The following is a 13,649-nucleotide window of genomic DNA, read 5'->3' on the forward strand; positions in this document are numbered from 1 at the left end:
CTGGTCTGACGTTAGCCATATTCGTTGATGGACGCGGCCCTGCGAGCCCTTCTGCTTGCCCGGCCGCCGTCTGCATGCTTAACTATCTGCTAATTCTTACCGAGTGCAGTGGCCAGACCGTGATTGAATACGCCCTGATTTTTGGACTGGGATTTATGGCGGCGGCGCTGCTGGTGATGCTTGTCGCCCCGGCGGTGCATCAGCGAGTTGTGGTCTATACGGAGAACCGGTTGAAGGCGACCATGCCGCTCAGCCCGCAGGAGATCCGCGCCCAGAAGGACTTGGTGCGCGCTGTCTACGCCGCCGAGAATGCCCGCACCCAGCATGAACTGACCCGCGAGCGCGAAAAATCGATCGGCATCAAGCTGCAGAACGAGGCCCTGAGCAGCGAAGCTGCGCGTCTCGTGTCCGACAGCAAGGAGCTCAAGAACCAGATAGAGGAGATGAGCACGGAAGCCGCCGACCTGCGCTCGAGGCTCCGCCGTGGCGATGTTGAAATCACCTCGATCCGCGAGACGCTGAAGCGCGTCGAAATCGCCGCCGCCGCCAAGGATATGGAGCTTGAGGTTCGCGCCCACAGGATCGCGCGCCTGATGAGCGACATGGACACGATGCGCATCGAGGCGATGAGCCGGGACACCGAGATCGACACGCTGAAGACACGCATTCAGGATATGCGCGACGAGCGCGAGGAACTGCGCCGCGAGAGCAAGCTTCTCGGCAAACGCGCAAAGGATGCCGAGTTGCGCCTCACCCAGGAAGAGCACAAGGTGCTGCGGCTGGAGGACATCCTTGCGCGGGGTGCGGCCGACCGCGCCGATGCGGGTTCGCTGCTCGAACGCCGGACGCGCGAACTCACGGAGCTTCGCGGCAAGCTCAAGGCCGCCACGGCACAGCTGCGCAATGCTCAGCGGGTTCTCCGGGAAGCCGGTCTCGCCTTGCCCGAGACGAAGGATCTGTCCATGGTTGACGAAGAGATTGCCAATTCCAACCTCGCCCTGGATCCGATCGCCCTGGAAAACGACATCCGGCGCAGTCAGACGGCCCTGACTGAACGCCTACTAATGGCAAAGGCCTCGACCGAGGATGATGCCCTGCGCGAGGAGTTGGGCGATATCGCCGCGAAGATGATTGTGCTGACGGCGGCACGCGAACCCGATCAGACGGCCATAGCCGACATCATCTCTGCGCAACCCAAAGCGCTCGAGAAGCCGAAAAGCCTCGTCGATCGGGTGCTCAAGATCGAGCCGTCGATTGGCCGCGGAACCGGCATGGCGAGCCCCGCCGAATAGGCTGATGCGCCGCTCAGCCCTAGGTCAGCCGAGCCTGCCCATGGCACGCGCGATATTGTAGAGTGCAATTCCACTCGCCGTCCCGACATTCAGACTGTCCAGTCCAGGCGCCTGTGCGATGCGGGCGGACAGGAAATGATCGAGGATAACAGGGGGAAGCCCCTCGCCTTCCGTGCCCATGACCAGCGCGACGCGCCGCCCCGGCGTGATGGTGTCGATCTCGACAGTGCCGGCGGGCGACAGCGCCCATATTTCGAATCCTGCTTCAGCCAGCGATCCAAGCACGTCCTGTGCCGCGCCCTGCCGCGCATACGGCACGGCAAGCACAGAGCCGACCGAGACGCGCAGCGCCTTGCGGTAGAGCGGGTCACAGCAGGTCTCGTCGAGCAGCACGGCATCCGCCGTGAAACCGGCGGCATTGCGGAACAGGGAGCCGATATTGTCATGATTGGAGATGCCGCAACCGACGAGCACGAGAGCATCGTCGGGCAAGGCTCCGATCAGTGCGGCGAGATCAGGTGGTGCAGTCCGACTGCCGAGCGCCAGCACTCCACGATGCAGGTGAAAACCCACGACGGCATCGAGCACGGCGGCATCAGCCACATAGACGGGCACATCCTCGGAGAACTGCGCCAGCAGGTCCGATAGCCCCGCCACACGGTTCTTGAGAAGGAGAAGCTTTTCGGCCTTCACCGGCCCGGCCCCGGCATGCGCCTTGGCGAGCATGGACAGCACCACCGTACCTTCGGCGATGAACTGTCCCTGGCGGCCCGTCAGATCGCGTTCGCGGATCGAGATGAATTCAGCGATCCGGACATCGCCGGGATCCGTGATGTCGATAAGGCGCCCGGGCTCCACGTCTGCCTCAGTCGCCGGCAAGCGTGACGTCGGCGATGATCCGGCCGAGCGCGAGATCGAAGACAAAGGCCTTGCGTTCGCCGGATCCCATCTCTCCATAGATCAGCATCTGGCTGCCCGAGAGCGACGTCTGACCCACGCGAAAGCCGGCTGGCAGATTGGCGGTGAGGCTCAGCGGCTGGTCGGACGGAACCGCGAAGGAGGGTGCAGCCGCCGTCACTGGTTCGGCGCCGCCTTCGTCGCGCGTCAGCTTGTAGAAGATCGATACCAGCACCGCGAGGAAGAGCACCGCCATGATGCCGCCGGAGATCAGCTGCAGCTTGACCATCTTGCGCCGCACGCTCTCCATCGCCGGATCGAGCGGCTTGTCTTCCTGGTTTTCGTCGTCCATTTGCGCCATGGCAGCAGTCGTTTCCCATTGCGTTCGCATTGATCCCGACACTTTTTCCGATGCGAACGATCCGGAGAAAATTGCCGGGTCGACCGGCTGTCGATTGTCCCAAAGCCCGGTCTGTGCCAAATGGCAGCAACCAGGGCCGCAGCATCGGCCACCGTGAAACGGGATGACATGATGACCGACCCCTTTAACGAAGCCGCCGCATCAAGGAAAGAGCTGATTGCCGATAGCGATGCCCAAGGCCGCATCGACGCCTGGCTGACGGCAGCCCTTGGGGCCGAATTTTCCCGCAATCGCGTCAAGGCGCTGATCGAACAGGGCGCGGTTCAGCTGAACGCCGCACCGCTCGATTCTCCCAATCGCAAGATCAAGCCGGGCGACACCGTCATCATCGACCTGCCGGCGCCGGAAGACCCGCAGCCGAAGGGCGAGGACATTCCGCTCGAGGTTCTCTACGAGGACAAGGATCTGATCGTCATCGCCAAGCCGCCGGGCCTGGTCGTCCATCCGGGCGCCGGCAATTGGCATGGCACGCTGGTCAATGCGTTGATCTACCACTGCGGCGACACGCTCTCCGGCATCGGCGGCGTCAAGCGCCCCGGTATCGTCCACCGCCTGGACAAGGATACATCAGGCGTCATGGTCGTTGCCAAGAACGACATCGCCCACCGCCACCTCGCCGAGCAGTTCGCCGATCACGGACGGACCGGCCCTCTGGAGCGCGCCTACCGCGCCGTGGTCTGGGGACGTCCCCGCTCGCTCGCCGGCACGATTGACGCAGCGCTCGGCCGCTCCGGCGCCGATCGCACCAAGCGTACGGTGAAGCGCGAAGACACCGACGACGCCCGCGAGGCGATCACGCATTACACCGTGCTGGAGCGCTATGGCGAGAAACCGGACGCCTCCTGCCTCGCCTCACTGGTCGAATGCCGGCTCGAAACCGGACGCACGCACCAGATCCGCGTCCATATGGCCCATATCGGCAATCCGCTGATTGGCGATCAGGAATACGGCGCAGCCTTCAAGACCAAGGCAAACCTGTTGCCGGAAGATGCCAAGCGGGCGGTGAACAAGTTCCACCGTCAGGCCCTGCACGCCTACCTGCTCGCCTTCGAGCACCCGACCACGGGCAAGACCATGCGCTTCGAGGCCCCGATTCCGGCGGATCTGCAGAAGGTGATCGATGCACTGAAGGGAATGTGAGGCCGCCAGGGGCCACAACCAAGCACAATTGAATTGCACGCAAATTATTTTTGGGTTTCACGGCCTCGTGACGGAACGCAAATCTTGTATCGCCGTTTTGCCATACTTATCTGACATACGGATTTCTGTGGGATAGAGAGATCCACGGAGATGGGACTCGCCGGTTTTTGGGAGTCCAACGAAGAAAGAGGGGTGCTATATGGCCCGCAGCAGTTTGCCGTCCATCACCGCCGGAGAAGCCGGCCTCAATCGCTACCTGGACGAGATCCGCAAGTTCCCCATGCTGGAACCCCAGGAAGAATACATGCTTGCCAAGCGTTATGCCGAACACGGCGACCGGGACGCGGCGCATCGCATGGTCACAAGCCATCTGCGCCTCGTGGCGAAGATCGCCATGGGCTATCGCGGCTATGGCCTGCCGATCGGCGAAGTCGTCTCGGAAGGCAATGTCGGCCTGATGCAGGCCGTGAAGAAATTCGATCCCGAGCGCGGCTTCCGCCTGGCGACTTATGCCATGTGGTGGATCAAGGCGTCGATCCAGGAATACATCCTGCGCTCCTGGTCGCTGGTGAAGATGGGCACGACCGCCAACCAGAAGCGGCTGTTCTTCAACCTGCGCCGTCTCAAGGGCAAGATCCAGGCCATCGAGGAGGGTGACCTCAAGCCTGATCAGGTGACCGAGATCGCGACCAAGCTCAAGGTGTCTGAGGAGGAGGTCATTTCGATGAACCGCCGCCTGTCGGGCGACGCATCGCTGAACGCCCCGCTGCGCGCGGCGGAAGGCGAGAGTGGCCAGTGGCAGGATTGGCTCGTCGATGACCATGAGAGCCAGGAAGCGGTCCTGATCGAACAGGACGAGCTGGACACCCGCCGCAGCATGCTGAAGCGTGCGATGAGCGTGCTCAACGACCGCGAGCGTCGCATCTTCGAGGCCCGCCGCCTGGCAGAAGATCCAGTTACGCTGGAAGAACTCTCGTCCGAGTTCGACATCAGCCGCGAACGCGTCCGCCAGATCGAGGTCCGCGCCTTCGAGAAGGTGCAGGAAGCCGTTCAGAAGGATGCGCTGGAAAGCGCCAAGGCGTTGCGGGTCGTCGAGGCCTGAGCCGCCACCGGATCCTTGAGAACGAGAAATAAGCCGCCCGATGAACCGGGCGGCTATCTTTATATCGGTGAAATGATCGATCTCGCCTATTCGACGGCGAGTTGTTGCCGCGAGAACACCGCCAGTCCAAGCCCGTTCAGCACGACGAGCCAGCCCAGCAGAACGGCAAAGCCCAACATTGCCGGGACTTCGGAGCCACCTGCAAGCAACCAGTCGCGGAGCGCCTGGGCAGCATAGCTCGGCAAGGGCAGCCGATCCGCATCCGCCCCCAGGTAAAGCTGTAGCAGCGTCGACCCGATCGCCAGCAGAAAGGCCGACAGCACAGCGGCGATCATCGAGCGGAAGATGACGACGATCACCGCGACCAGCGAAGCAAGCACGGCAAGTTCGAGGAATGCGATTCCCGCAGCGATCAGAAGCAGCGAGAACGAACCCGAAGTGACCAGGAGTGCGCCACCACCCTGCCCCTTGATCAGCGAGAACAGCAGGTTGAGCGCCATGTCGCCCAGCACGACGACGAGGAGCCCCAGCGCAAGCCAGGCGAGGCAGACGATGAGTTTGGCTGCATAGAGTTCGAAACGGGCATGGCGCGGCACCAGAAGGCGCCATGTCGAGTAGCGGTATTCAAGAAAGAAGACCGAAGCGACGCCCAGCGCAAACAGAAGATGCCCGAGGGAATTGCCGGACAGGCTGAGACCTCTTGCCGCCGACAGGAAAAGATCGACGTCTCCGGCACTCCGGTGACCCATGCGAAAAAGAAGGAAGCCCTCGATCACGAGTTTGAGCAGAACCGCCACCAGCGGCACCACGAGAAAGCCCCAGAACAGGATCGCGGGCTGCCGAACGAGCTTCAGCATTTCGGTCGGGATAAGGGTCCCCATCATTTCATCTCCCGCGTCTGCGACAGGAACACCGTTTCGAGGTCCGGTTTGATCCATTTCGCCTCGTGGATGCGCACACCCGACACAGCGAGCGACCGGATCAGGTCCGGCACCTCGGATTGATCGATGCGAACATAGACACCACCGTCGGCTGCCTGGCCGCGGCCGTCCAGCTGCGTAACCAGCCCGTCCGGATGATCGACCCGCAACCAGAAGCGCCCCTCCTGATCGAGGAGATCGGCAACCGCACCTTCGGCGATGAGTCTTCCATGCTGCAGAATCGCCACCCGGTCGCAGACCCGTTCCACCTCATCCAGCAGATGGCTGGAAAGCAGCACGGTCAACCCGTCCCGATGCACCAGATCGTGGATCAGGGCGCGCATCTCGAGAATGCCGTCCGGATCGAGACCATTTGTCGGTTCGTCGAGAATGATCGCCTCTGGTTCCGTGACCAGCGCGCAACCGATGCCGAGGCGCTGCTTCATGCCAAGCGAAAAGCCGGACACAGCCTTGTCCGCTGCCTTCTGCAATCCGATCCGCTTGAGCACCGGCTCCACCAAAGAGGATGTCGCGGAACTGTCCGCCAAGATCCGCAGATGTTCTCTGGCCGTCAGGAAAGGATAGAAGCTCGGCGCCTCGATCAGCATGCCGAGCCGCCGCCGTCCGGCAGGTGTTGCCGCATCGCCGAAGATCCGGACTTCGCCGCGATCGGGCCGGAGAAGCCCTGCCAGGATCCGCAGCAGCGTACTCTTGCCCGCTCCGTTGGGGCCGAGCAGACCATAGACTACACCGCGCGGGATCGAGAGACTGAGCCCGTCGAGCGCCTGCACCGCGCTGGCACCTCGGCCGAAACCCTTGTGCACAGAAACGAAGTCGATCGCCGGGCTCCCGGTCGTCGACATGGGGGCCGTTGCCACACTGGTCTGTGTCATTGCTGCGATCACACCCTAACCTGCACTTGTTGCTCTATGCGGACGCGCGGAAAGGAAGTGCCTTCCTGATCCGCCACCTTCACGCCAGCTCGATATGAAAAATCCGCCGGAAAATTCCGGCGGATCTGGAAGAGACTTGGGAGGGCGACCCTCAATTCGCCGGCGCTGCCGGGGTCAGCGCTGCCCATTCGCGCAGCACCTGCTCGAAGACATTGCCGCCCGTCGTGCCCTTGTCGAGCGTGATCAGCGCCCGGCGACCGTTGCGGTAGGTGAGCGGAATGTCCATCCAGCCGCGGGTCGAGAGCAGTTCGACATTGCGCTTGACGACATCCTCGAAGTCGTTGAGCGCAACCAGATAGGTGTCGTCGGTGACCTTGGCGGTGACAGCGACGAGCGGGTCACCACGATCCTGTTCGGTACGCTTCATGGCGATGCGCTGCAGGTTCTCGATCGCGCCACCTTCAAAGTCCGGTGGCACCGAGAAGACGACCTCGATGATATGGCTTGCCGGAAGAGAATTGTCGGTGTTGCGCTTGATCGTCAGGAGGGCCGTGATACCGCGCTCCGGCACGTTGATGCGCCCCTGGATCTGCGGGTCGGGTCGTCCATCGGCACCGTTCTCGCGAACGGCGGTCCAGCTGATCGAGCCCGGCACGGCAACCGGAGTCGCCTGGCCGATGCGCTCTTCGTAAAGGAAGAGCTTCTCGCCTCCAGCGATCGCTGCAGCATCCCCGGACGTGGCCGGGCTCTGCGTGGCGGCAGCGCCATTGGCGGCAGCCGGTGCATCGCTTGGCTCGACGGCCGAGGCGACCGTCTGGGCGGAAACCGAGCGGCCCTCGGCCGGTGCACCTTCGATCGGCGCAGACCCTGCACCCTCGTCGATTTCGGTGCCATCGGGACGCAGGCGCTGGGTGAACTTCTGGTCGGCAGCCGTCGCAGCGGCAGGCGGAGTGGCGGCCTCTTCGGTCACCGGTTCGGCCGGTGTCTCGGAACCGGCCGGCGTGGTGGCCGGCGGGGCCGTCGTCTCTTCTGCCGGCGCAATCTCGCCGGTCAGGTTGGCGACCATGCTGCCGATATCATCACGCATGCTCCAGGCGAGGTAACCACCGCCAGCAAGCAGGGCAACGATCAGGCCACCGATGATGAGAGGCGCAAGATTACGCCGCTTCTTCGGCTCCAGCCGATAGGAAGGCTGCTGTCCATAACCGCTGACCAGGGTCTCCATGCCGTCGGCCTGTCCGGCAGCGACATCGACCTGGGCACCCTTTGCGCTCGGCGCAAAGCTGTCGATATGCTCGTCCCACTCGGTCGGAGCAAGCGATGCGCCCTGTGCAGACCCAACGTCACCCTCGCGCGGCGAAGCCTTGGCCTCCTCCGCGTGATCCTGGAACCACTGGCTGAAATCGTCTGGTTCAATGTTCGCTGCAGCCGGAGGTTCGCCGATCGTCCCGAGTGTCGCGGGGTCAGCATCCGGAAGGCTGAGCCCCTCCGAAGCGAGGAAGTCATGGCTCGCTTCGACACGAACCGGCTCCTCATAGGCAGGGAATTCGTCGGTCGGTGTATAGGATACGGCCGCAGGGGCCATGTCGATTTCCGGAACTTCCGGCACGCGGTTCGCGGCCGTCTCGGTCGCGACAGGAGGATCCCAGCTCGCAGCGGGGATCGTCGGCAGCGGATCCTGGGCACGGCTCTGCAGCCAGTCATCGACCGAATCGACCGGTACGGCGGCGGCTGGCGTTTGCGCTGCGAGATCGGGTTCGGGTTCCGGCTGGACCTCGGCGGCCAAGAGTTCGGGTTCAGCACGTTCGGGTTCAGCGGCTTCGGGCTCGGCAGGCGGCTCGACCGCCCAGGCCGGCGTGGTCGGCTCGGGCTCGTCCTGCTGCGACCAGGTTTCCTCGGCTGTCGGGGCCTCCTGGAAGGGCTCGGCTTCGGCGGGGGCTTCAACCTCTGCCGGGCTCTCCGGCTCGGCGGCAACGGGCTCTTCGGGACGGTCGTCGTAGAGGCGCTCGTAATCGGTGTCCTGATCATCGGCACCGAATGTCGGCTCGACCCGCCAGCCTGCGTCAACCGGCGCGGCGTCATCCGCAACGGGTTCCGGTTCCTGAACCGGCTCTGCGCGATAGACTTCGAGACTTTCAGGCTCTGGCTCGGCAGCCGGTTCCGCCATATGGGCGTCGGCCCAGTCGTCACCGGTCACAGAGGGACCGTTCTCGGCATAGGTCTCGACGGGCTCGTTGACCGGTTGGACCGCTTCGGGCAAGGCCTGAGCGTCTTCAGGGCCGGCCGCAGGCTCTTCCTCGGCTGCCGGAACAGGCTCGGCCCAGGCGGGCGAAGACGCGGCAACGGCACCAGTCGTTGCCATGTCTGCCGTACCGGCCGCCTCTGGAGGCGCCTCGGCAACGACCGGCACTTCGTCGATGGCTGGCAAGGCTTCGGCATGTTCGGCCTCGACCTCACGGATCGCGGCATCGAGCTTGTCGAGCTGGCGCTGAAGCATGTGTTCGGGCGGGCGCGGCGACATGTTCTCAAGCTGCCGAACGACAGCGGCCCGGGCCTTTTCATAGACCCGTACGCGCATCTCCGGAGTGTTGTTCGAGAGCCCGTCTACGGCCCGTCGAATTACCGCGATAAAGTCTGCCATCAGCACTTTCTCTTGAGAGCCGGCCCGCCACGCCGGCAAAACTTCATTAAAATACTAGATTAGTCCTCGAAAGGGTCCGTCACAAGTATCGTGTCGTCGCGTTCGGGACTTGTCGACAGGAGGGCGACCGGCGCACCGATCAGTTCTTCCACCTGGCGGACATACTTGATCGCCTGAGCCGGCAAATCCGCCCATTTGCGGGCGCCGACAGTCGATGTCTTCCAGCCTTCGAGCGTGATGTAGATCGGCTCGACTCGCGCCTGGGCAGCCTGGGCAGCAGGCAGATAGTCGATTGCCTGACCGTCGAGCTTGTAGCCGACGCAGATCTTCAGCTCTTCGAGACCGTCGAGAACGTCGAGTTTGGTAAGCGCGATGCCGGTGATTCCATTGGTCGCGACCGACTGGCGCACCAGGGCTGCATCGAACCAGCCGCAACGGCGTTTGCGGCCCGTCACCGTGCCGAATTCATGCCCCTTCTCGCCCAGGAACTGGCCGATCTCATCATGCAGTTCCGTCGGGAACGGGCCTTCGCCAACGCGGGTCGTATAGGCCTTGGTGATGCCGAGGATATAACCGAGCGAACCCGGGCCCATGCCAGAACCTGCAGCGGCCTGGCCTGCGACCGTGTTGGACGAGGTCACGAAGGGATAGGTGCCGTGGTCGATGTCGAGCAGCGAGCCCTGCGCGCCTTCGAACAGGATGCGCGAGCCCTTGCGGCGCTCCTTGTCGAGCAGCACCCAGACCGAATCCATGAAGGGCAGAACACGATCGGCGATCGAAGTCAGTTCCTCCATGATCGTCTTGTGCTCGATTTCGGCCACGCCGAAGCCGCGACGCAGCGCGTTGTGATGGGTGAGGATCCGCTCGACTTTTCCGTCAAGCGCGTCGAGATCGGCGAGGTCCATCACTCGGATCGCACGACGGCCGACCTTGTCCTCATAGGCAGGGCCGATACCGCGGCGAGTCGTGCCGATCTTGGTGCCGCTGTTGGAAGCCGCATCTTCGCGCATGCCGTCGAGTTCGCGGTGCAGCGAGAGAATCAGCGTCGCATTTTCAGCGATGCGCAGATTGTCCGGCGTCACTTCGACGCCCTGCTCCTTCAGACGGCCGATTTCGGCGATCAGCGCATGCGGGTCGACGACGACGCCATTGCCGATGACGGCCTTCTTCCCAGGGCGCACGACACCCGAGGGAAGCAACGACAATTTGTAGGAAACGCCGTCGATGACGAGCGTGTGGCCGGCATTGTGTCCGCCCTGGAAGCGAACCACGATGTCCGCACGTTCGGAGAGCCAGTCGACAATCTTGCCCTTGCCCTCGTCACCCCATTGCGAACCAATCACCACGACATTCGTCATCACATAATCCTGTATATCGCGCAGTGTCTGCGCCCTACCCAAACCCGCGCATCTATACTGTGTTGTTTTTCGGAAATCGACCCGTCTTGAGGCCAGATTTGGCTTTTTGCGTGACAAAGCATGCCCCCTCGCCTAATTCGGAGGCAATTCGCGCTGCGCCGGACCAAAGCGATATGGTTTCGGCAACCAGCGGCCGCCTGCAGGGAAGTGATGCCTTTGCCCATACGCGCATACAGCTTTCTCGTCATCACCACCCTCCTTTGGGGTGGCAATACCATCGCCGGCAAGCTCGCGCTCGGCCATGTAAGCCCCATGGTCCTCAGCTTCGGACGCTGGGCGCTCGCGACCCTGGTCATTGCCTCGATCGCGATCCCGCAGATTCGCAAGGACTGGAGCGTCCTCAAGGCCAATTGGAAGCTGCTGATCTTCTACGGTGCAATTGGTTATGCCGCCTTCAACGGTTTTCTCTATACCGCACTCAAATATACCAGCGCCGTCAACGGCGCGATCGAACAGGGTGCAATTCCGGTCCTGATCTTCGTCATCAATTTCCTTTTGTTTCGCATTCAGGTCTCGGCCATCCAGATCCTCGGCTTCCTGATCAGCTTCGTCGGTGCGGCCGTCACGGCCTCGCATGGCGATCTGCAGACGCTGCTGACGCTCACCCTGAACCACGGCGACCTGCTGATGCTCTTTGCCGGCATCTCCTATGCGATCTACACCGTTTCGCTGCGCTGGAAACCACCCGTGCACTGGAAGAGCCTGATGGCCGTCCCGGCACTCGCAGCCGCCGTCACCTGTCTCCCGCTTCTCTGGTGGGAAGCGGGTCGTGGTGAGTTGATCCTGCCCGACATGCGCGGCTGGCTGATCATCCTCTATGCCGGGCTCTTCCCGTCGCTGATTTCGCAGATCCTCTACATCAAGGGCGTCGAAGGTATCGGTGCCAACCGTGCCGGTTTGTTCATCAACCTCGTGCCCGTCTTCGGAACTCTGCTGTCGATCACCATTCTCGGTGAAACGCTGGAAGTCTTTCACGTCGTGGCACTGGTTCTGGTTCTGGGCGGTATCGCGATCGCCGAATGGGGAAAGCCGGCGGTCGAAAAACCGGCCCGCTGAACGGATGGCCTCCCGATTCAGCCAGGCCCGCCGACCGACAGGATCGTGACATCCCCGTCCACAACACGCGCGGCTGCCAGCCGTCCGGTGCGATAGCAGTGGGTGTCGAGGCTCACCCGATCAGGCCCGACATCAGGCTCTTTCACAGGCGTGTGGCCGTGGAAGACGCGTAGGGGAAGACCGGGCCCGAGATCGAGAAACGACCGGCGAATCCACATCAGGTCTTCGTCGGTCTGTTCGGAAAGCGGGCGTCCGGGCCGAATGCCGGCATGGACAAAGACATCATTTCCGACGGTCAGCAGCACCGGCAGACTTCGCAGAAAGTCGACATGGCTTTGCGGAACAGTAGTACGGACCATCTCCCGCAAAGGGCGGCTGGCACCCCGCAATGGATGGTCGTCAACTTCGACGCCATAGGACCGAAACGTCTCTTTCGCACCGTGATCGAGAACCCAATTGCCCGCAGGGTCACCTTCCACAAAGGCAAGAAACGCATCGTCGTGATTGCCGCGCAGGCAGATACGATCGAACCCGACAGGTGGCGCGGCTGTGAGATGATAGAGGACCGCCGCAGACTTCGACCCGCGATCAACATAGTCACCCAGCATCACGATCAGTTTTCGCCCTTCGATCGAGGCCGCATCCTCGCGGATACGCTCCTCGAGGTCGACCAGAGGCTCGAGACAGCCATGCACGTCGCCAACGGCATAGATTGCTGCGTAACGCAGCGGATCGATGGCGAGACGTGACGCACCTGCCCCCTGTGCTACCGCCAGTCCGACATCACCCATCGTCTGTCTCCCTTGATCCGTGGGGAAGATCCCAACAATGCCCAACCAAACGCGAAAGGCCAGCCACCAGCGGTAGCTGACCTCTCAAAGACTGCCTTAAATGATCAAGGCGTTGTCGTCGGCGGCGTCGCCGGGGCCGGTGCCGCCGGGGCGGGGTCAGCCGGGGCCGGATCAGCGGCCGGCGGGGTCGCCGGAGCGGCCGGGGCGGCATCAGTTGCTGGTGGCGTTGCCGGTTCTGCCGGGGTGGTCGATTCCGTGGCCGGCGTCATTGGCGAATCGGTGTCTGCACCACCGCCGAAGATGAAGAAGGCACCGGCGGCGATTACGACGATCAGCAGCACCGCGATACCCCAGCTCGCGCCACTCGTCGTGGTCTGCTGGGTAACATGCGGCCGCTGGTCAAGGCGGGGATCGGGACGTTGATCCATGGTATTTCCTCCTGGATGGGCTGCCAACTGCTGTGCGGCGGCAGCGCGTTCATTCTTTTGCTGAAGTCTTTCGTCCTTACTGGACGACCCCAACAACGACATAGGTCTGTGGGTCGACGATCACGCGCTGGTTGTTGACCACCGCATAGGCATAGGCCGGATCTTCAGGGATCGTCGTCAGGACGATTTCCTGCGGCAAAGGCTCACCGACAACCACCTGTCGTTCGATCACGACGGGCTGCGCGGGCACGGGCTGCTGCTGAACATAGGTGACGACCCTCTGGGGTGGCGGATCGACGGCGGTGCCGGCAATTGCACCGACCACACCACCCACCGCAGCCCCAACCGGGCCACCGACAATAGCACCGGTGACGGCGCCGCCTGCAGCGCCCGTAACAGTGCCTTCCTGCGCCGCGACTGGCGATGCCACGGCACCGATGAGAATGGCTCCGAGAGCAATGATCTTCGTCTTCATGGCTGGATCCTTTCCGTTGTCTGCCATTGACGGAAAGAACGGGCATCACGGGAAATTGTTCCACGCACGCCTTTAGAGCCTGATACTGCAAGCGATTGGAAAAATAGACAAAATTGAGGCAGGCGTGCAGACTGGTCCGCACGCTTTACTTCAGGTGGCAGGCGAGGGCTTGACG

The 13,649-nt window shown here is 62.8% G+C and carries 12 protein-coding genes and 1 pseudogene; 4 read left to right on the forward strand and 9 right to left on the reverse strand.

Features of this window, described 5'->3' with window-relative positions; all coding sequences use genetic code 11:
• Positions 1 to 155 precede the first annotated feature (155 nt).
• Positions 156 to 1,292: a coiled-coil domain-containing protein gene (locus QTL56_RS08775; RefSeq protein ID WP_245136230.1), complete on the forward strand. Its 1,137-nt coding sequence runs from the start codon at positions 156 to 158 to the stop codon at positions 1,290 to 1,292.
• Positions 1,293 to 1,316: 24 nt separating this feature from the next.
• Here QTL56_RS08775 and QTL56_RS08780 read toward each other — a convergent pair whose 3' ends face one another.
• Both QTL56_RS08780 and QTL56_RS08785 read right to left on the reverse strand, forming a co-directional pair.
• Positions 1,317 to 2,150: a TrmH family RNA methyltransferase gene (locus QTL56_RS08780; RefSeq protein ID WP_245136228.1), complete on the reverse strand. Its 834-nt coding sequence runs from the start codon at positions 2,148 to 2,150 to the stop codon at positions 1,317 to 1,319.
• Between the two features lie 7 nt (positions 2,151 to 2,157).
• Positions 2,158 to 2,550, reverse strand: coding sequence for a hypothetical protein (locus QTL56_RS08785; protein ID WP_245136227.1), 393 nt, complete (start codon positions 2,548 to 2,550; stop codon positions 2,158 to 2,160).
• 171 nt (positions 2,551 to 2,721) lie between these two features.
• On the opposite strand from QTL56_RS08785, the gene QTL56_RS08790 reads away from it, so the two are divergent.
• Both QTL56_RS08790 and rpoH read left to right on the forward strand, forming a co-directional pair.
• Positions 2,722 to 3,750, forward strand: coding sequence for an RluA family pseudouridine synthase (locus tag QTL56_RS08790; RefSeq protein ID WP_245136226.1), 1,029 nt, complete (start codon positions 2,722 to 2,724; stop codon positions 3,748 to 3,750).
• A 199-nt stretch (positions 3,751 to 3,949) separates the two neighbouring features.
• Positions 3,950 to 4,852: an RNA polymerase sigma factor RpoH gene (rpoH, locus tag QTL56_RS08795; RefSeq protein ID WP_229574442.1), complete on the forward strand. Its 903-nt coding sequence runs from the start codon at positions 3,950 to 3,952 to the stop codon at positions 4,850 to 4,852.
• 86 nt (positions 4,853 to 4,938) lie between these two features.
• On the opposite strand, the gene QTL56_RS08800 is transcribed toward rpoH, so the two are convergent.
• The 4 genes and pseudogenes from QTL56_RS08800 to QTL56_RS08815 form a co-directional block, all read right to left on the reverse strand.
• Entirely contained in the window at positions 4,939 to 5,736 is a 798-nt protein-coding gene (locus tag QTL56_RS08800) for an ABC transporter permease (protein ID WP_245136225.1), read from the reverse strand.
• Positions 5,733 to 6,542 (reverse strand): annotated as a pseudogene (locus QTL56_RS08805) (ABC transporter ATP-binding protein); the annotation flags it as partial. The pseudogene QTL56_RS08805 and the gene QTL56_RS08800, both read right to left, overlap by 4 nt.
• Positions 6,543 to 6,816: 274 nt before the next feature.
• Positions 6,817 to 9,306: a hypothetical protein gene (locus QTL56_RS08810; RefSeq protein WP_245136222.1), complete on the reverse strand. Its 2,490-nt coding sequence runs from the start codon at positions 9,304 to 9,306 to the stop codon at positions 6,817 to 6,819.
• Between the two features lie 59 nt (positions 9,307 to 9,365).
• Entirely contained in the window at positions 9,366 to 10,664 is a 1,299-nt protein-coding gene (locus tag QTL56_RS08815) for an adenylosuccinate synthase (RefSeq protein ID WP_245136219.1), read from the reverse strand.
• Between the two features lie 216 nt (positions 10,665 to 10,880).
• Between QTL56_RS08815 and QTL56_RS08820 the strand changes: the two genes are divergently transcribed.
• The gene (locus QTL56_RS08820) at positions 10,881 to 11,780 is read left to right on the forward strand and encodes a DMT family transporter (RefSeq protein WP_229574447.1); all 900 of its coding nucleotides are present in this window, start codon (positions 10,881 to 10,883) and stop codon (positions 11,778 to 11,780) included.
• A gap of 17 nt (positions 11,781 to 11,797) precedes the next feature.
• Here QTL56_RS08820 and QTL56_RS08825 read toward each other — a convergent pair whose 3' ends face one another.
• From QTL56_RS08825 to QTL56_RS08835, 3 genes are all read right to left on the reverse strand, one after another.
• Positions 11,798 to 12,571, reverse strand: coding sequence for a metallophosphoesterase family protein (locus QTL56_RS08825; protein WP_245136217.1), 774 nt, complete (start codon positions 12,569 to 12,571; stop codon positions 11,798 to 11,800).
• A 104-nt stretch (positions 12,572 to 12,675) separates the two neighbouring features.
• On the reverse strand, positions 12,676 to 12,999 hold the full coding sequence (locus QTL56_RS08830) for a flagellar basal body-associated FliL family protein (RefSeq protein ID WP_245136214.1): 324 nt from the start codon (positions 12,997 to 12,999) through the stop codon (positions 12,676 to 12,678).
• 76 nt (positions 13,000 to 13,075) lie between these two features.
• Positions 13,076 to 13,474, reverse strand: a complete 399-nt coding sequence (locus QTL56_RS08835) for a DUF1236 domain-containing protein (RefSeq protein ID WP_229574450.1) — start codon at positions 13,472 to 13,474, stop codon at positions 13,076 to 13,078.
• Positions 13,475 to 13,649: the final 175 nt, after the last annotated feature.

This window comes from Peteryoungia algae (assembly GCF_030369675.1).
In the GTDB taxonomy this organism is placed as follows: Bacteria; Pseudomonadota; Alphaproteobacteria; order Rhizobiales; family Rhizobiaceae; genus Allorhizobium; species Allorhizobium algae.

Excerpts from the sequence above, each read along its gene's own strand:
- rpoH (WP_229574442.1), top strand. The coding sequence starts at position 3,950 with ATGGCCCGCAGCAGTTTGCCGTCCATCACCGCCGGAGAAGCCGGCCTC.
- QTL56_RS08785 (WP_245136227.1), bottom strand. The coding sequence starts at position 2,550 with ATGGCGCAAATGGACGACGAAAACCAGGAAGACAAGCCGCTCGATCCG.
- QTL56_RS08800 (WP_245136225.1), bottom strand. The coding sequence starts at position 5,736 with ATGATGGGGACCCTTATCCCGACCGAAATGCTGAAGCTCGTTCGGCAG.
- QTL56_RS08815 (WP_245136219.1), bottom strand. The coding sequence starts at position 10,664 with ATGACGAATGTCGTGGTGATTGGTTCGCAATGGGGTGACGAGGGCAAG.
- QTL56_RS08835 (WP_229574450.1), bottom strand. The coding sequence starts at position 13,474 with ATGAAGACGAAGATCATTGCTCTCGGAGCCATTCTCATCGGTGCCGTG.
- QTL56_RS08790 (WP_245136226.1), top strand. The coding sequence starts at position 2,722 with ATGACCGACCCCTTTAACGAAGCCGCCGCATCAAGGAAAGAGCTGATT.
- QTL56_RS08810 (WP_245136222.1), bottom strand. The coding sequence starts at position 9,306 with ATGGCAGACTTTATCGCGGTAATTCGACGGGCCGTAGACGGGCTCTCG.
- QTL56_RS08775 (WP_245136230.1), top strand. The coding sequence starts at position 156 with ATGGCGGCGGCGCTGCTGGTGATGCTTGTCGCCCCGGCGGTGCATCAG.
- QTL56_RS08830 (WP_245136214.1), bottom strand. The coding sequence starts at position 12,999 with ATGGATCAACGTCCCGATCCCCGCCTTGACCAGCGGCCGCATGTTACC.
- QTL56_RS08825 (WP_245136217.1), bottom strand. The coding sequence starts at position 12,571 with ATGGGTGATGTCGGACTGGCGGTAGCACAGGGGGCAGGTGCGTCACGT.